Annotated in this window: 13 protein-coding genes; 9 read left to right on the top strand and 4 right to left on the bottom strand. The window is 40.0% G+C overall.

What is annotated here, in order from left to right; genetic code table 11:
• The first annotated feature begins 88 nt into the window (after positions 1-88).
• From PT281_RS05470 to PT281_RS05445, 6 genes are all read left to right on the top strand, one after another.
• Positions 89-1,390 (top strand): extracellular solute-binding protein, encoded by a 1,302-nt coding sequence (locus PT281_RS05470; protein ID WP_277152718.1) that lies wholly within the window; start codon positions 89-91, stop codon positions 1,388-1,390.
• A gap of 141 nt (positions 1,391-1,531) precedes the next feature.
• Positions 1,532-2,449: a magnesium transporter CorA family protein gene (locus tag PT281_RS05465; RefSeq protein WP_277152716.1), complete on the top strand. Its 918-nt coding sequence runs from the start codon at positions 1,532-1,534 to the stop codon at positions 2,447-2,449.
• 13 nt (positions 2,450-2,462) lie between these two features.
• The gene (locus PT281_RS05460; RefSeq protein WP_277152715.1) at positions 2,463-3,383 is read left to right on the top strand and encodes a serine hydrolase; all 921 of its coding nucleotides are present in this window, start codon (positions 2,463-2,465) and stop codon (positions 3,381-3,383) included.
• Positions 3,384-3,508: 125 nt separating this feature from the next.
• Entirely contained in the window at positions 3,509-4,072 is a 564-nt protein-coding gene (locus PT281_RS05455; RefSeq protein ID WP_277152713.1) for a TetR/AcrR family transcriptional regulator, read from the top strand.
• Positions 4,073-4,086: 14 nt separating this feature from the next.
• Entirely contained in the window at positions 4,087-6,954 is a 2,868-nt protein-coding gene (locus PT281_RS05450; RefSeq protein WP_277152711.1) for an MMPL family transporter, read from the top strand.
• A 143-nt stretch (positions 6,955-7,097) separates the two neighbouring features.
• On the top strand, positions 7,098-8,117 hold the full coding sequence (locus PT281_RS05445; RefSeq protein WP_277152710.1) for a zinc ribbon domain-containing protein: 1,020 nt from the start codon (positions 7,098-7,100) through the stop codon (positions 8,115-8,117).
• 55 nt (positions 8,118-8,172) lie between these two features.
• On the opposite strand, the gene PT281_RS05440 is transcribed toward PT281_RS05445, so the two are convergent.
• The 3 genes from PT281_RS05440 to PT281_RS05430 form a co-directional block, all read right to left on the bottom strand.
• Positions 8,173-9,549 carry an NAD-dependent succinate-semialdehyde dehydrogenase gene (locus tag PT281_RS05440; protein ID WP_277152708.1) on the bottom strand — a complete coding sequence of 459 codons (1,377 nt, stop codon included), beginning with the start codon at positions 9,547-9,549 and terminating at the stop codon, positions 8,173-8,175.
• A 173-nt stretch (positions 9,550-9,722) separates the two neighbouring features.
• The gene (locus tag PT281_RS05435; RefSeq protein WP_277152706.1) at positions 9,723-10,502 is read right to left on the bottom strand and encodes an alpha/beta hydrolase; all 780 of its coding nucleotides are present in this window, start codon (positions 10,500-10,502) and stop codon (positions 9,723-9,725) included.
• Between the two features lie 83 nt (positions 10,503-10,585).
• Entirely contained in the window at positions 10,586-11,014 is a 429-nt protein-coding gene (locus tag PT281_RS05430) for a cytidine deaminase (protein ID WP_277152704.1), read from the bottom strand.
• Between the two features lie 120 nt (positions 11,015-11,134).
• On the opposite strand from PT281_RS05430, the gene PT281_RS05425 reads away from it, so the two are divergent.
• Positions 11,135-11,743 carry a TVP38/TMEM64 family protein gene (locus PT281_RS05425; protein WP_277130714.1) on the top strand — a complete coding sequence of 203 codons (609 nt, stop codon included), beginning with the start codon at positions 11,135-11,137 and terminating at the stop codon, positions 11,741-11,743.
• Positions 11,743-12,285, top strand: coding sequence for a GNAT family N-acetyltransferase (locus PT281_RS05420; RefSeq protein ID WP_277152702.1), 543 nt, complete (start codon positions 11,743-11,745; stop codon positions 12,283-12,285). Before PT281_RS05425 ends, PT281_RS05420 begins: the two co-directional genes overlap by 1 nt.
• Before the next feature lie 57 nt (positions 12,286-12,342).
• On the opposite strand, the gene PT281_RS05415 is transcribed toward PT281_RS05420, so the two are convergent.
• Positions 12,343-12,471 carry a hypothetical protein gene (locus PT281_RS05415; RefSeq protein WP_277152700.1) on the bottom strand — a complete coding sequence of 43 codons (129 nt, stop codon included), beginning with the start codon at positions 12,469-12,471 and terminating at the stop codon, positions 12,343-12,345.
• Positions 12,472-12,511: 40 nt separating this feature from the next.
• Between PT281_RS05415 and serS the strand changes: the two genes are divergently transcribed.
• Positions 12,512-13,819 carry a serine--tRNA ligase gene (gene serS, locus PT281_RS05410; protein WP_277152698.1) on the top strand — a complete coding sequence of 436 codons (1,308 nt, stop codon included), beginning with the start codon at positions 12,512-12,514 and terminating at the stop codon, positions 13,817-13,819.
• The last annotated feature ends 390 nt before the right edge of the window (positions 13,820-14,209 follow it).

The following is a 14,209-nucleotide window of genomic DNA, read 5'->3' as shown; positions in this document are numbered from 1 at the left end:
TTACAGAGCTTGCTATACAATTAACAAGAATTATTAATTGGTATTTTATTGCAGATTAAAAGCAATTATTTTTGGAGGAAAATCTAAAATGAAATTCGGGAAAAAGCTTGCAACTCTTGCAGTGGCAGGCTTGGCTTTAATAGGAACTGCTGCTTGTTCAAAGAGCAATTCATCAACTTCAACTAACACTAAAATTCCTAAAGTAACTAAGAAAACTACGGTTGTTTTTTGGCACGGAATGCAAGGTGCACAGGAAAACACTTTGAAGATCTTAACCAAGGAATTTGAGAAGAAGAATCCTAACATTACAGTTAAGTTGGAAGAGCAGGGTGCTTATAACGACTTACAGGCTAAGATTAATTCAACCTTGCAATCACCAAAGGACTTGCCGACAATTACTCAGGCTTATCCTGATTGGCTCGAAAGTGCCGCTAAGAACAAGATGTTGGTTAACCTGACACCATACGTTAATAACAAGGACGTTGGTTGGGGCAGTCAAACGGCAAGCAGCATTAAGTCCGACTTGCTTGATGGTGCTAAGATTAATGGCACCCAATACGGGATTCCGTTTAACAAGTCAATCGAAATTTTGATTTATAATCCAGCAATGCTGAAGCAATATGGCATTAAGAAAGTGCCAACTACAATGGCAGAATTAAAGCAGGCTGCGCAAACAATTTACCAAAAGAGTAATCATAAGGTAGTTGGTGCTGGCTTTGATGCTTTGGACAACTACTACGTATTAGGGATGAAGAATGCTGGGCAAAACTTCTCCAGCAAGATTGATTTTGCTGGAAATGAATCTAAGAAGGTCATCAATTACTTTGCCGATGGTGAAAAAGCCGGTTACTTTAGAATGCCAGGTTCAGACAAGTACCTCTACATTCCATTTACTAACAAGAAGTTAGCCATGATGGTCACTTCTTCATCAACTGAAACTTGGGTTAAGCAGGCAGCCAAGAAAGGTTTTACTTATGATGTTGCTGCGCGTCCAAGTAAATACACGATGCAGCAAGGAACCGACATCTACATGTTTAATCACGCAACGGCTATGCAAAAGTCAGCAGCGTTCATGTATATGAAGTTCTTAGCTTCCGAATCAAGTCAAGCTAAGTGGGCTAAAGCAACTGGCTATATTCCAGTTAATGAGAATGTTGCTAAGACTAAGAGCTATAAGGCTAACAAGGCTTTGAAACTGCCAGCTAAGTTAGAGAATGTTTTGCAGACTAATACGATGTATAGTGTCCCAGTAATTAAAGATTCTGGTGCAACTTATAGTCAATTGCCAGCAATTATGCAAGCAATCTTGTCAGCCGCGCAAAAGAAGCAGAATGTTAATAATGCCATTAACACAGGCAAGACAAAATTTGACGCTGCGTGGAAGCAATAATTAAGTAAATATTTTTATAAAAAAACAGACTGTTGGGTCTGTTTTTTATTTATTGTTTTTTGCTTGAATGGTAAGATAAATAAGGCATAAGGATTGATCTTTTTCGTGGTCAATTAGATTAAAGAGCTAGGGGTGAACGCTGTGATTAGAGAACAATCTTTTCCTGTAGATACCGAATATAAATGGTATGACATCAGCAATTTGAGTGAGGAAGACAGCAACAGGCTGCAAGATGATTTTAATTTCACTCCTGATATGATTTCTTATATTTCTGACCGTCACGAGCGTCCACACTATGACTATGATACGCATACGCAAATTCACCTGCTGGTTTATGATGTGCCTATTTGGCCGACCAAGTCGATTAAGCACTTTACGTCGCACCCAATTACTTTTTTAGTTTCTGGTGAAAATATTTTTACGTTCCATACGGAATCAACCAGCTATGTCTTTGATGAATTTAATGATCAGCCAATGCGGCGCAAATTGGCACAAGCCCAAGATGTGACGGAACTGTTAATGAAGTTTTTGCTGTTTTCATCACAGTACTTTCAGCGGGCAATCACACAATTAGATGTTGAACGCAATAGTTTGGATCAAAAATTGTCTGACGACATTGATAATCATGATTTAGTGGAATTATCAAATATTGAAAAAAGTTTGGTTTATCTGTCTAGCTCAATTCAAACTGATTTAATGATGCTTCATAGTTTAAAATTATCAAAGTTAGACTTTACTAAATATGCGCGCGAACGGTTAGATGATGTCCTAATTGAATCTAATCAGGCTGCAGAAATGGTGAAGATTTCACAGCAGGTAACGGCAACTTTATCCGCAACTTCCAATAATATGATGAACAATAACCTGAATGATACGATGAAATTCCTGACGGTGTGGTCATTAGTTTTAACAATTCCAACAATTTTAACTGGTTTTTACGGAATGAATGTTAGCTTGCCAGTGGGACATAAACCGTCTGACTGGATTGCGATTACGGTTTTTGCCATTGTCTTGATGGTGTGGTTAATCGTGTTAATGAAGCGACATCATTTCTTTTAATTGAGGCTAATTTATGAAAAATAAAATTGTGGTTGGCTCATTAATTGCGGCACTTTTGTCGTTTATGCTTTATTCAGCCAATTTAAAGCGAGTTGAAAATACCAGTGTGCATATTGTCAGTCTGCAAAATAAAGTAGTTAAAAAAGGTGCTGCAGCTAAAAAAGGTCATGAACAAAGCGTTGCCGAAGTTGAATATACCGCAGATGTTAAAATTGAATCCGGCAGCGACCAGGATTGGGCTGAGCAAATTGAACAGGTGATGGGCAAAGACAAGAGTTATCAAGTCTGTGTGCAGGACTTAAATTCGCACAAGTTTGCCCGAGTTAATAATACTGTTAAGGCACATGGCGTGACTGCCAGCAGCCGGCTATATTTATTAGCCGCGATTTACTACCAGGAGCAGCATGGCAAGTTAACTTCACGCACGGCAATAAAAATCAAAAAGGCTGATCGCGTTAAGGGTGAGCAAATGTTAAAACCCGGCTATGCTTATGGCATTGCTTACTTAAAGCAGGCAATGATGCATGGCAATAAGACTGCTGCTAATGCCTTGTTGCGCAAAGTTGGTCCAAGTAAAGTTAATGAAATTATTGACCAAATGGGCGCGACTAAGACTAAGGTTGGCAAAAAGTTTACTGCTGATCCAGTAAGCATGACGACGGCAACTGACTTAGCTAATGTAATGAGTAATTTATACCAGAATAAAACTCTCAGTCGGCAATATGCGAATTTAGCTTTAGGCGCGCTCAATCTAACACGGTCTAAGTCGCAGCTGGTTCACGGACTTCATGGTCAAATATACACGGTTTCTGATAGTAAGTCGGCAGTGGCAATTGTCCAAAATGGCGCTCATGCATATTGTATGAGTGTTTGGTGCAGTGATGATGCGGCTTTTGCTAGTTTGGGACAGACTATTAATCGCTTTTTTAAATAATAATGAAGACAAGCCTTACATTAGTAAGGCTTTTTTGTTTAAATAAAAATAATTTACAGCTTGTAGATTGTAATCTTCACTTTGTAGTGTTATATTATTCCTCGTGCTAGTAGAGGAGGCGTGGAATGGTTCAAAAAAGGAGCCTTGACTTAAGTAAAGTGATTGCGAAGGCAACCGAAATGATTGCGCAGAAAGGTCTTTCGAAAATGACCCTGCCCAATTTGGCTAAGGAGCTAGGTGTGCGGTCGCAATCGCTTTACCACTATGTTTCGGGACGCAAGCAGTTGTTGTCGCTTGTCGGTGCCAGTCGAATTAAATTACTGGGTAAACGGTTGGTAGAAAATTTAATTGGCTTGTCAGGTGTTGAGGCGCTGCTTAAATTTGCGGATATTGTACGAGATTTTATTTTGCATGATCCCGCACTGCTTAGTATTTTGTATCATTTAAACGAATACCAGCAGGATGATGCGATCAGTCAAGAAATCATGAATATTATTGCCTTGGCTGAAAGATTAAACTTGCGTCATGATAGTAAGGTATCACTTCACGCTTTAATTGGTGCAGTTCTTGGTTATGTCTTTTTGGATGTGTCATCATCGTTTACCGATGAAACTGATGATGAGGCTGATCAAGGTTACCATAAATTATTGCTGCAGCTGGTTCAGCCAAAGCAGGCTTTAGAAGATTAGAAAGGAAAAGTAGAGTGCAAAAACTACTAAAAAATCATGTCTTTTCATTAATCGCATGGGTTTTAATTTTAATTATTTCTGTGATTGCTTTACCTGATATTACTGGGTTAACACGTGAGCACTCAAATGTTTCTCTCCCGCAAAATGTTCAAAGCGAGGTGGCTCAATCAATTCAAAATGATTGGGGTCCCAAGCAAAAGAATACTTACCAAATTGCGGTTGTGTTTAATAAGGATAAGGGCAAGATAACAGATGATGATAAGGTGGCTATCAACCAAACGATTGATAACCTTAAAAGTCATCAAGATAAGTACGGCATCAAGCAAGTCTTAGGGCCTGAAGATAATATTGCCACCAAGAAGAAGTTGGAAGCAAAAGACGGCACGACTTGGATTATGCAGGTTAATGTTGCTAAAAAGCACGCGCCAATTAATGATGTGGAGTCGCAATTAACTAACGCGGTCAAAACTGCAGGCGTGAAGACTTATGTCACGGGCGCGGATGTTTTGCAAAATGCCTTCACTAATTCAATTCAAGAGGGGATTAAGAAGACTGAATTAATTACGGTCATCTTTATCTTTATTGTTCTAGTAATCGTCTTTAAGTCACCGATTGTGCCGCTGATTTCATTATTAACGGTTGGGGTATCGTTTATCACGGCCTTTTCAATTGTGACTAACTTGGTGGCGCATAATAATTTCCCATTTTCAAACTTTACGCAAGTCTTCATGATTATTGTGTTGTTTGGAATTGGCACCGACTATAATATCCTGCTGTACGACAAGTTTAAAGAAGACCTCGGCATGGGGATGGATCGCTACAAGGCGATGAAGAATGCCTTAAAGGTTGCCGGCAAGACAATTTTGTATTCTGGGTCTTCGATTTTAATCGGTTTTACAGCCCTAAGTTTAGCTAAGTTTTCGATTTATCAATCAGCTGTTGGTGTTGCTGTTGGTGTTGCCGTCTTGCTAGTTGTTTTGTTAACGCTGAACCCGTTCTTTATGGCTGTTCTAGGCGAAAAAATGTTCTGGCCAGTTAAGAAATTTACCGGCGAACACGAGGACAAATTATGGCACGGGATTTCTAAGGGAACGTTGGCTCACCCAATTGTTTACTTAATAATCTTGGCAGTTGTAGTAACACCATTTGCACTGTTTTACTCGGGACATTTAAATTACGATGATACTGATGAAATTGCGGATAGTGTCCCAGCTAAGGCAGGACTGCAGGTTGTAGAAAAGCACTTCTCTAAGGGAATGGCTGAGCCGACCACGCTCTATATTAAGAGCAATCACCGTCTTGACAATGAGGCAGATCTGAAGCTGATTGATCAATTAACAAGACAATTACAGGCTTCTAAGGATGTATCTTTTGTAACCTCAGTTACCCAGCCTTATGGTGAAAGTATCCAGCAGCTATATGTTAATAATCAATTGAACACGGTTAATAATGGTGTTGATCAAGCGCGCAGCGGCTTAAACAAGTTAAGTAAAGCCAGCAAAAAAGTGACGTTAGGTGCTAATCAATTAGCTAATGGTACTGATCAATTGCAAAACGGTGCTAGCACCCTGCAAGGTGGTTCCAGCAAGCTGCAGAGTGGTAGTCAACAATTAGCATCAGGTTTAAACCAGTTGAATTCACAATTAGCATCCAGTTCACAGTCCATGGCTAGTCAGCAGCAGAGTATCAAGGCTAATCTTGAACAGAGCTACCAAGAGAATTTGACCCGTAATGTGGCTAAAATTCCTGGCTTGTCACAAAGACAACGGTCGGCAGTTATGCAAGCTGCGGGTGCGGCTCTATCTAAATCATGGTCTACTGCTTCGGCAAGTATGCCAGATACTAATAGCCAAATGGGACAATTACAATCAGGTGTTGGTAGTTTAGCGTCTGCTTCTAACCAATTAAGTTCAGGAGCTGCTAGTCTTAATAGTGGCATTGGTCAATTAAATTCAAGTACAGGTCAACTGAGTTCAGGAGCTGGTAAATTAGCAACTAGCACGCCAAAGATTACTTCGGGTGTTGATACTGTTAATAGTGGTCTAGGTCAAGGTGCATCATACTTAACCGGTTTAGCTAGTTCTTCTGCAGCTGATACTTTCTATATTCCAACTGAATTTATCAAATCGGATATGTTCCAAGATTCAATTAAGGTCTACTTGAGTCCGAATAAGAAGTCCGCGATGTTAATGCTGGTCTTTAATTCAAATCCAAGTAGCGCCAAGGCAACTAACGAAGTCAAAGAACTCAGCCAAATGGCCAAGAAATCACTGCAAGGAACCCGCTTAGAAAAGGCAACAGTTGCCATGGGCGGTGAAAGTTCCAAGATTGCTGACATTAAGCAGGTTGCTAACGGGGACTTTATTAGAACCGCGGCTATTATGCTTGTTGGTATCGGCATTGCTTTGATCTTTGTTACTAGATCATTATTGCAGCCACTATATATCCTGGGAACACTGCTGCTTGCTTACTTCTGCTCATTATCAATTAGCGAGTGGCTGGTCAAGGCATTGCTGGGCAATAGTATGCTGACATGGAATACACCATTCTTTAGCTTCATTATGTTGATTGCTTTAGGTGTTGATTACAGCATCTTCTTAATGACACGTTATCGAGAAATTGAGGGCGTCAAGCCAAGTGAGCGGATTTTGAAAGCCTGCGGAATTATTGGGACTGTTGTTATCTCGGCGGCAATCATTCTTGGCGGTACGTTTGCGGCTTTAATCCCGTCTGGTATTCCAACCTTGATTGAAGTGGCATTAGCCGTAATTATTGGCTTGATTATTCTGGTCTTTATTATGCCAATTACCTTATCAGCAGCAGTTAAGCTGACTTATGAAGGTGTGCATTGGGGTCGCAAGAATAAGCGCATCAAAAAATAATTAATCAAAATAAGATTGAATAACTCAACTTTGAGCTGTTCAATCTTTTTTTATTGGCTAAAACTAATAATTTTGGTTGTAAACTAATAATTTTGTTTTATTATTAACTTAAAAGTAACTATTAAAAATAAGGAGTGTAGTTTATGACTACTTGTCCAAACTGCGGCAAAGCAATCACTGATGACGATCAGCTGTGCCCGAATTGTCACTTTAATTTGCAAAAATATCGGCAGACGTTCTTTACAGATAGGCGTGAGGAGGTAAAGTATGAAGACGAAAAGATGGGTAAGAAAATTGCCAGTCGCGAAGTTTACCGTCAGGAATTTTATCCTGATAAGCAAAATTCAACGATTAAAAAAATGTTGGAATGGATTCGAGTTAACAGTATGATTGTGTTTTTAGTGGGAGTTATACTGCTGATTATCATGAGCTTTTCGCGCGGACTAGGCTGGACGAGCTTTTTATTGCTGCTATTCTGGCTATACTTTGTTTGTTCACGGCAAAATGAGATCGAACGCTATACTGTTGACCGCCGATTAACGGAAAAAGTTAATCAGCTTGGTTCAAATATGTTTAATAAGGTTGAGGATCACAGTCAAAAGGTACGGTCCCGGTCCAAAACAAGGTCAGACAGTACAGAAGAAGTTGAAGAAGAAACAGTCACTGTCAAAAAGCATTTTAATTATATTCAGCTGTCAGTGGTAATGACGTCTTTAATTAGTTTAATAGTTTTGTTTACTGGGTCTGGGGCCTCGGTTTCAGACATTACTTACACCGGTAAGATGTCGATAACTCGTGTTGCCTTGAATTTAGCAGGTCAATTATTTGCCTCAAGCTCGACACTCTTGCAAGGTGTGCTCTTGTGTGTAATTTGGCTCTTGTTAATAATCTTTCCGATAATGATTATGTATCAGGCATTGCAAAATACGAAAAAAGGTAAATGGTTGACCTTTATCCTTTCATTATTAGAAACTGCGTTCTTAATTTATCTAGTCTTTAGATTATCAAGCAGTACAAGAGCTAATACCGGAATTCTGCATAGTCTCACCAGTCAATTAGTGCTGTATGCCGTGTCAATTGGGACTTCAACATACTTTTTAATTTTGGCAAGCTTAATGACAACAGGGCTTGCAGGCTTTGACTTATTTAGAAAACATTCTTAAAAAGGGCAGAAAAAATGCTGGGCATGAAGCCCAGCATTTTTGGTTTTAATTAAATTTACTTATGAGGAACATCGATTACGAGGTGTTCGTTAACAAAGGCCATCATGCCTAGGTCACTTAATTCGCGACCGTAACCGGAATTCTTAACGCCGCCGAATGGTAATTCACCGGAAGTAATCCAAGTACCGTTAATTACGGTCATGCCACTTTCAATTTGGGCAGCCAATTCTTGCGCGTGGGCAATATCAGAACTGATGATTGATGAGCCAAGACCGTAACTTGAATCGTTAGCTAAGGCAATAGCTTCGTCTTCATCTTCAACTTGGTAAACCATCGCAACTGGACCAAACATTTCTTCATCAAATGCTGGGTTCTTCTTGTCAATGTCAGTTAGGATTACTGGTCTAAAGAAGGCACCATCAGATTCGATTTCTGGATATTGGTAGAAGACTTTAGCACCAGCGTCAACTGCTGCTTCAACTTGCTTAACTAACTTATCTCTTGAACCAGCTGAATTCATTGGCGGCAAGGTAGTTGCGTCATCCATTGGATCGCCAGGCTTCAAGTTAGAAAAGACGTTCTTTAATTCGTGTAAAACTTCTTCGTAGCGGGATTTAACAACAATAATTCGCTTGGATGAGGTACATACTTGACCGCCGTTATAAGTTCTAGCTCTGCATAAAGTTTCTTTTAAAACAGCTGGATCAGCGTCATCTAAAATGATGAATGGATCGTTACCACCAAGTTCCATGGTTGACTTCTTCAAGTTTTTACCGGCATTAGCGGCAACTGAAGCACCACCGCGTTCAGAACCAGTCAAAGCAACACCAGAAATTCGTGGGTCAGCAATAATACTGTCTAATTGGTCATAAGTTGGGTAAAGGTTGATGAAGCTGCCTTCAGGAGCGCCACCTTCTTTAACAATCTTGGCAGCTAAAGCAGCAGAACCAGGAACATTGTGGGCATGCTTTAATAGCATAGGGTTACCAACGATAAAGTTAGGAGCAAAGACCCGGATAATTTGGTAAAGTGGGAAGTTCCACGGCTCACAGGCCATAATAACACCAGTGGCTTGCTTTAGGTAATAAGCATGACCAAGCTTAGATTCAACTGGTTGCGGCTTCAGCATGTCTGGACCTTTTTCAGCGTAGTATTCACAGATTGAAATACAAAGTTCGACTTCTTCTTTTGACTCGTGGAGCATCTTACCCATTTCAAGGGTCATCATTTCAGCCATTTCATCTTCATGCTTACGCAAGCTGTCTGCAACTTGGTGCAAAACCGTGGCGCGACTTTCAGGACTTTCGTATTGCCACTTCTTGTATAACGAGTGAGCAAGATTAATTGCTTCGTCAATTTGGGTAGCTGTCGGGTTGTCATATTCGGCAAACTTTTCATTAGTGTATGGGTTGACTGATTGATATTTAGCCATATTATTACCTCTTTTTAAAATCATTCTTAAAACAAAATAAATGTTTCAAGATATATTATAAAGCGTTATCAATTTTATTTGAATTGATCGAACTGGCCTTTACAAATAATTAATGTGCTTACAAAAAAACCGCGAAAAATCAAGATTTTCCCGGTCCCTTAATAGTTTGTTAGTTACATCATTTGTGTTAAGTAAGCAAGTGAAGCATCAATGTATTCATTGGCATAGGCCATTGCGTGCTTTTGACCCGGAAGAACAGTAAGTTCTGAGCCGCGGTCTTCTTTAGCTAAAGTTTGAATAAAATCTAAGACGTATTTCAAAGGGGATAATTCATCAGCGGAATTAATTAACCATAAGTGACCTAAGTTACTGTAATCGTAAGATTTGGCATCAAGCTTCTCAAAAGTAGCTGCATCATTTGATCCAGCATAAGCTAAACCAAAGTACTTATAGAAGGCATCATTAATTTCCTTAGGGTCGGTTAAGCCAAGTTCGCCGCGAGCATCAATTGCGGGTTTAGTATTTTCGTGTTCTTTCATCCAAGTGGAGTAATTGACTGGTGCTGACCAAGTGACTGTGGGGAAGCCATACTTTCCAGCAATGTACAAGGCCATCACGCCGCCGGAGCTAGCGCCGATTTGGGTGATGCCCTTGGTATCTGTTCCAGTATAGTCAGAATTAAGCAGCCATTCGACGAACTTGACGGTATCGTCGTGTGCTGCTGGAAAAGTATTGGTTGGTGCTAAGCGGTAATTGGGCACAAAGACAGTGAAGCCCTTCTGCGTCATTTTAAGGCATAGGTCCTTAACGTCACCCTTGTCTCCGCGAATCCAGCCGCCGCCGTGCCAAAAGATTAGGACTTTAGTGGTTTTTGAGGCTTCATCTGGTAAGTAAATATCAGCTGCCAAGTTGTGTTCTTCATCATAAATAATGTCATTCTTAATTTTAGCCATATATTAAACCTCCAATATAACTATTTTTAGTGTCTCTTCTATATTAAGATAAATTTGTGCTTTTGGGTAAAAGAATTTGGTGATTAATCTTGTGATATTGAAGTTTCTGTTCCCCACCAGTTAGGAATTAGCTTGGCCAATGTAATTGTTTGCCGCGCTGAATAATCTACCATAAATTCGGTCTCCTTGTTACGTGGGTCTAATTGCATTAGAAATTCCCGGCAGGCACCGCAGGGCATACCAGAATTGCCGCCATAAGGCGGTCGGTCGCGAAAAGCGATGATCCGCTTAATATGAGTTTGACCAGTTGCCACATACATGTTTAAAGCGGCGACACGTTCGGCGCATAAGTTTAAGACGCCTGAACAGCTTTCAATGCACACGCCGACAAATATTTGCCCATCTTCTGCTTCTAGTGCGCAAACAACACTGCGAGCGTAAACAAAGGGTGAAACGTCGCTAGGACGGTATTCTTTGGCTGCAGTTTTATATAATTTGTTCCAGATATCCATTTTGACCTCCTTTTAGTATTGATAATTTTAAATTATTTTAATTATTATCCCGAATTAACCTAAAAAGCAATCATCGGTCGTGAAATTTTGGTAAAATTAACCTTAACATGGAGGGTTATTATGCACTTGTCACCAAAGGCTAGTCGCCGGTTAATAAATATTTTGACCGTCGTTAGCGGGATTATTATTATCTTACTGTGTATCTATTGGTATCGTCTGGGAATCTTTACTAGTCAGGCGAAGATGCGCGCATATTTGGCCAATAAAAAAGTTATTGGGCCAATTATATTTGTGTTAATTCAGACAACACAGGTGGTGTTTCCAATTATTCCTGGTGGTGTTTCACTGCTCGGTGGGGTGGTATTCTTTGGACCAGTTGCCGGTTTTATCTATAATTATATCGGCGTTTGCATTGGTTCAATCATTGATTTCTTTTTGGCGCGTTATTATGGACGGCCGTTCATTTTGCATATTGTTTCCGAAAAGACGCTGAATAAATATATGAAGTGGACGAAGAATCAGCGTAAGTTTAATTGGTTTTTTGCAATTTGTATTGTGGCGCCGATGGCACCAGACGATGTGTTATGTATGCTGGCGGGCTTAACTGATATGAAATTCTGGACCTACTTTTGGATAATCATTTTGGGTAAACCGTGGACCATTGCGGCGTACAGTTTCGCCTTAATGTTTGGGATGGACTGGTTGCTCAAACTTGTTGGCAGTAAATAATGGTAAGCCAAATATATTTACGCCCCTTTAATTTGACTGATGCGCCGACGATTTTAAGATGGGGTCAAGACGATTACTACTATAGATATGCAGGCTTTAGCCGCTACCAAAACTTGGCGCAGGCTGAAAAGGCAGCAAGCCAATATGCGGCGCGTGATAATAGTTTTGCAATTTGTCTAAAAGAAACGCAGCAGTTAATTGGGCTGGTTGAACTATATGAGCGTGGGACGAATGAGCGCGATTTGTTGCAGACCAAAGAAGTTGGTTTTCTATTAGATAAATCATTTTCTGGTCGCGGTTATATGACTGAGGCCTTGCAGCTTATCTTTGCCTATGCTTTTAATCAGCTTGACCAAACCGAAATTTGGGCAGGAACGTTTGTTAACAACCTAAAATCGCAAAAATTGTTGCAGCACTTGGGCTTTAGGTATGTCTATTCTGTCGATTTAAGTAAAATAAGCCAACTTTTTTCCTATCAAGAAAAATACTATTTGCTTGTGAGGGAAGAATGGCTTAAAATGAATTCAAACACGGAATCTTAAGACTGTTTCAGAGAATTCGCGGTTGGTGCGAGCGAATAAATGTCGTTTCCAGATTCTTTAATGTGGGTAATTAATAGTTGCACGGGTTGCGGCACCGTTATCGCCAAATAATGAAGTGCAGTTATTTTCGATAATAACTGAAACTGGGTGGTACCGCGAAGCCATGTATGAGCCAATTCGTCCCAAAATGTAGGGATGAGTTGGCTCTTTTTTATGGAGGTAAACAATGCTAGATATTAAGGTGATTCGTGAGAATCTCGATTGGGCAAAGGACAAGCTGGCTACGCGTGGAATTAAGCCAGAGCAACTAGACGAGTTGATTAAGATTGACCAAGAACGTCGTGAAAGCCTAAATCAAAGTGAACAATTGAAGGCTAAGCGTAACGATGTTTCTAAAAAAATCGCTGAAGCTAAGCGTAATAAGGAAGATGCCGCAAGTGCGATTGCAGAAATGCGTGAAGTCGGCAGCGAAATTAAGAATTTAGATAATAAGGTTAATGAGTTAACCGCTAAGCAAAACTATATTTTATTGCGCTTGCCAAACTTCCCTGATGATTCTGATCCAGTTGGTCCTGATGAAAGTTACAACCAAGAGGTCCGCAAGTGGAGTGAACCAACAAAATTAGACTTTGAACCTAAAGCTCACTGGGATTTGGGAACAGACTTGGATATTTTAGACTGGGATCGCGGTGCTAAGGTTTCTGGTGCGCGTTTTGTCTACTATAAAGGTGCCGGTGCGCTTTTGGAACGGGCCGTGTTTAACTTTTTCTTAGATGAAAACACTAAGGCTGGTTACACGGAAATTATTCCACCATATTTGGTAAATGATGAATCAATGCAAGGAACTGGTCAATTCCCGAAATTCCACGAGGATGTTTATACAATTGTGGACAATGATGATCCAGATAAGGCACTTGATTTAACTTTAATCCCAACTGCCGAAGTGCCACTAGTTAATTATTTCCGTGATGAAATTATCCACGAGGACAGATTGCCAATTAACGTCACCGCACTTTCTCCAGCTTTCAGAAGTGAGGCTGGTTCTGCTGGTCGTGATACGCGCGGCTTAATTAGAATGCACGAATTTAGAAAAGTTGAAATGGTCAAGGTATGTAAGCCAGAAGAATCATGGCATGAATTGGACAAGTTGACAGCAAATGCTGAACACCTATTGCAAAAATTAAACTTGCCGTATCACGTTGTAGCATTGTCAACTGGGGATGCTAGTTTTACCAGTGCTAAGACTTACGATTTGGAAGTCTGGATGCCGGCACAAGATAAGTACCGTGAAATTTCTTCTTGTTCTAACTGTACTGATTTCCAAGCGCGGCGGGCACAAATTCGTTACCGCGGGGAAGATGGCAAATTGCATTTAGCACATACGTTGAATGGTTCTGGTCTAGCTGTTGGTCGAACAGTTGCCGCTATTTTGGAAAATTACCAAAATGAAGATGGCACAGTGACAGTTCCTGAAGCATTAGTGCCATATATGAACGGAATGACAAAAATCACTAAAGAACAAAGCTTAATTTAAGCGTTAAAGAGGTCTATTTGGACCTCTTTTTTAGTTATTTTGAAAAAAGTGAAATTAATTTTATGCCGTTTTTCGACTGAAAATAGCTGGATTCCGAATATTTTTGATGATTAACTTTAATAAAATCAGATAAATTTGTAAAATACCTATTAGCTTAAACTAATTAGATGGTAGTTTTAAGCAAATGCCGAACAAAATGCTAGACTTGACGAAATAACTTAAAGAGGGTAAAGTATTACTTGCGCTTGAGAGAGCTGGTTAGCTTAATCAAGCGCAAAAATAAAAACTAAGCAAAAGAGCTTGACAAGAGCAAGAAGGTTTAGTAAGATAATAAACGCTGCTGAGGGAGTTGAAAACTTCTTCAGGAGCGGGTCAGAAAAAAGTTCTTGA

The organism is Lactobacillus sp. ESL0701 (genome assembly GCF_029433445.1).
In the GTDB taxonomy this organism is placed as follows: domain Bacteria; phylum Bacillota; class Bacilli; order Lactobacillales; family Lactobacillaceae; genus Lactobacillus.
Note: the sequence above shows the minus strand (reverse complement) of the source record. Positions and strands in the feature narration are given on the sequence as shown.

Coding starts and splice junctions, on each gene's coding strand:
- PT281_RS05420 (WP_277152702.1), top strand. CDS start 11,743: ATGGTAAGCCAAATATATTTACGCCCCTTTAATTTGACTGATGCGCCG.
- PT281_RS05440 (WP_277152708.1), bottom strand. CDS start 9,549: ATGGCTAAATATCAATCAGTCAACCCATACACTAATGAAAAGTTTGCC.
- PT281_RS05445 (WP_277152710.1), top strand. CDS start 7,098: ATGACTACTTGTCCAAACTGCGGCAAAGCAATCACTGATGACGATCAG.
- PT281_RS05435 (WP_277152706.1), bottom strand. CDS start 10,502: ATGGCTAAAATTAAGAATGACATTATTTATGATGAAGAACACAACTTG.
- PT281_RS05430 (WP_277152704.1), bottom strand. CDS start 11,014: ATGGATATCTGGAACAAATTATATAAAACTGCAGCCAAAGAATACCGT.
- PT281_RS05460 (WP_277152715.1), top strand. CDS start 2,463: ATGAAAAATAAAATTGTGGTTGGCTCATTAATTGCGGCACTTTTGTCG.
- PT281_RS05425 (WP_277130714.1), top strand. CDS start 11,135: ATGCACTTGTCACCAAAGGCTAGTCGCCGGTTAATAAATATTTTGACC.
- PT281_RS05455 (WP_277152713.1), top strand. CDS start 3,509: ATGGTTCAAAAAAGGAGCCTTGACTTAAGTAAAGTGATTGCGAAGGCA.
- PT281_RS05470 (WP_277152718.1), top strand. CDS start 89: ATGAAATTCGGGAAAAAGCTTGCAACTCTTGCAGTGGCAGGCTTGGCT.
- serS (WP_277152698.1), top strand. CDS start 12,512: ATGCTAGATATTAAGGTGATTCGTGAGAATCTCGATTGGGCAAAGGAC.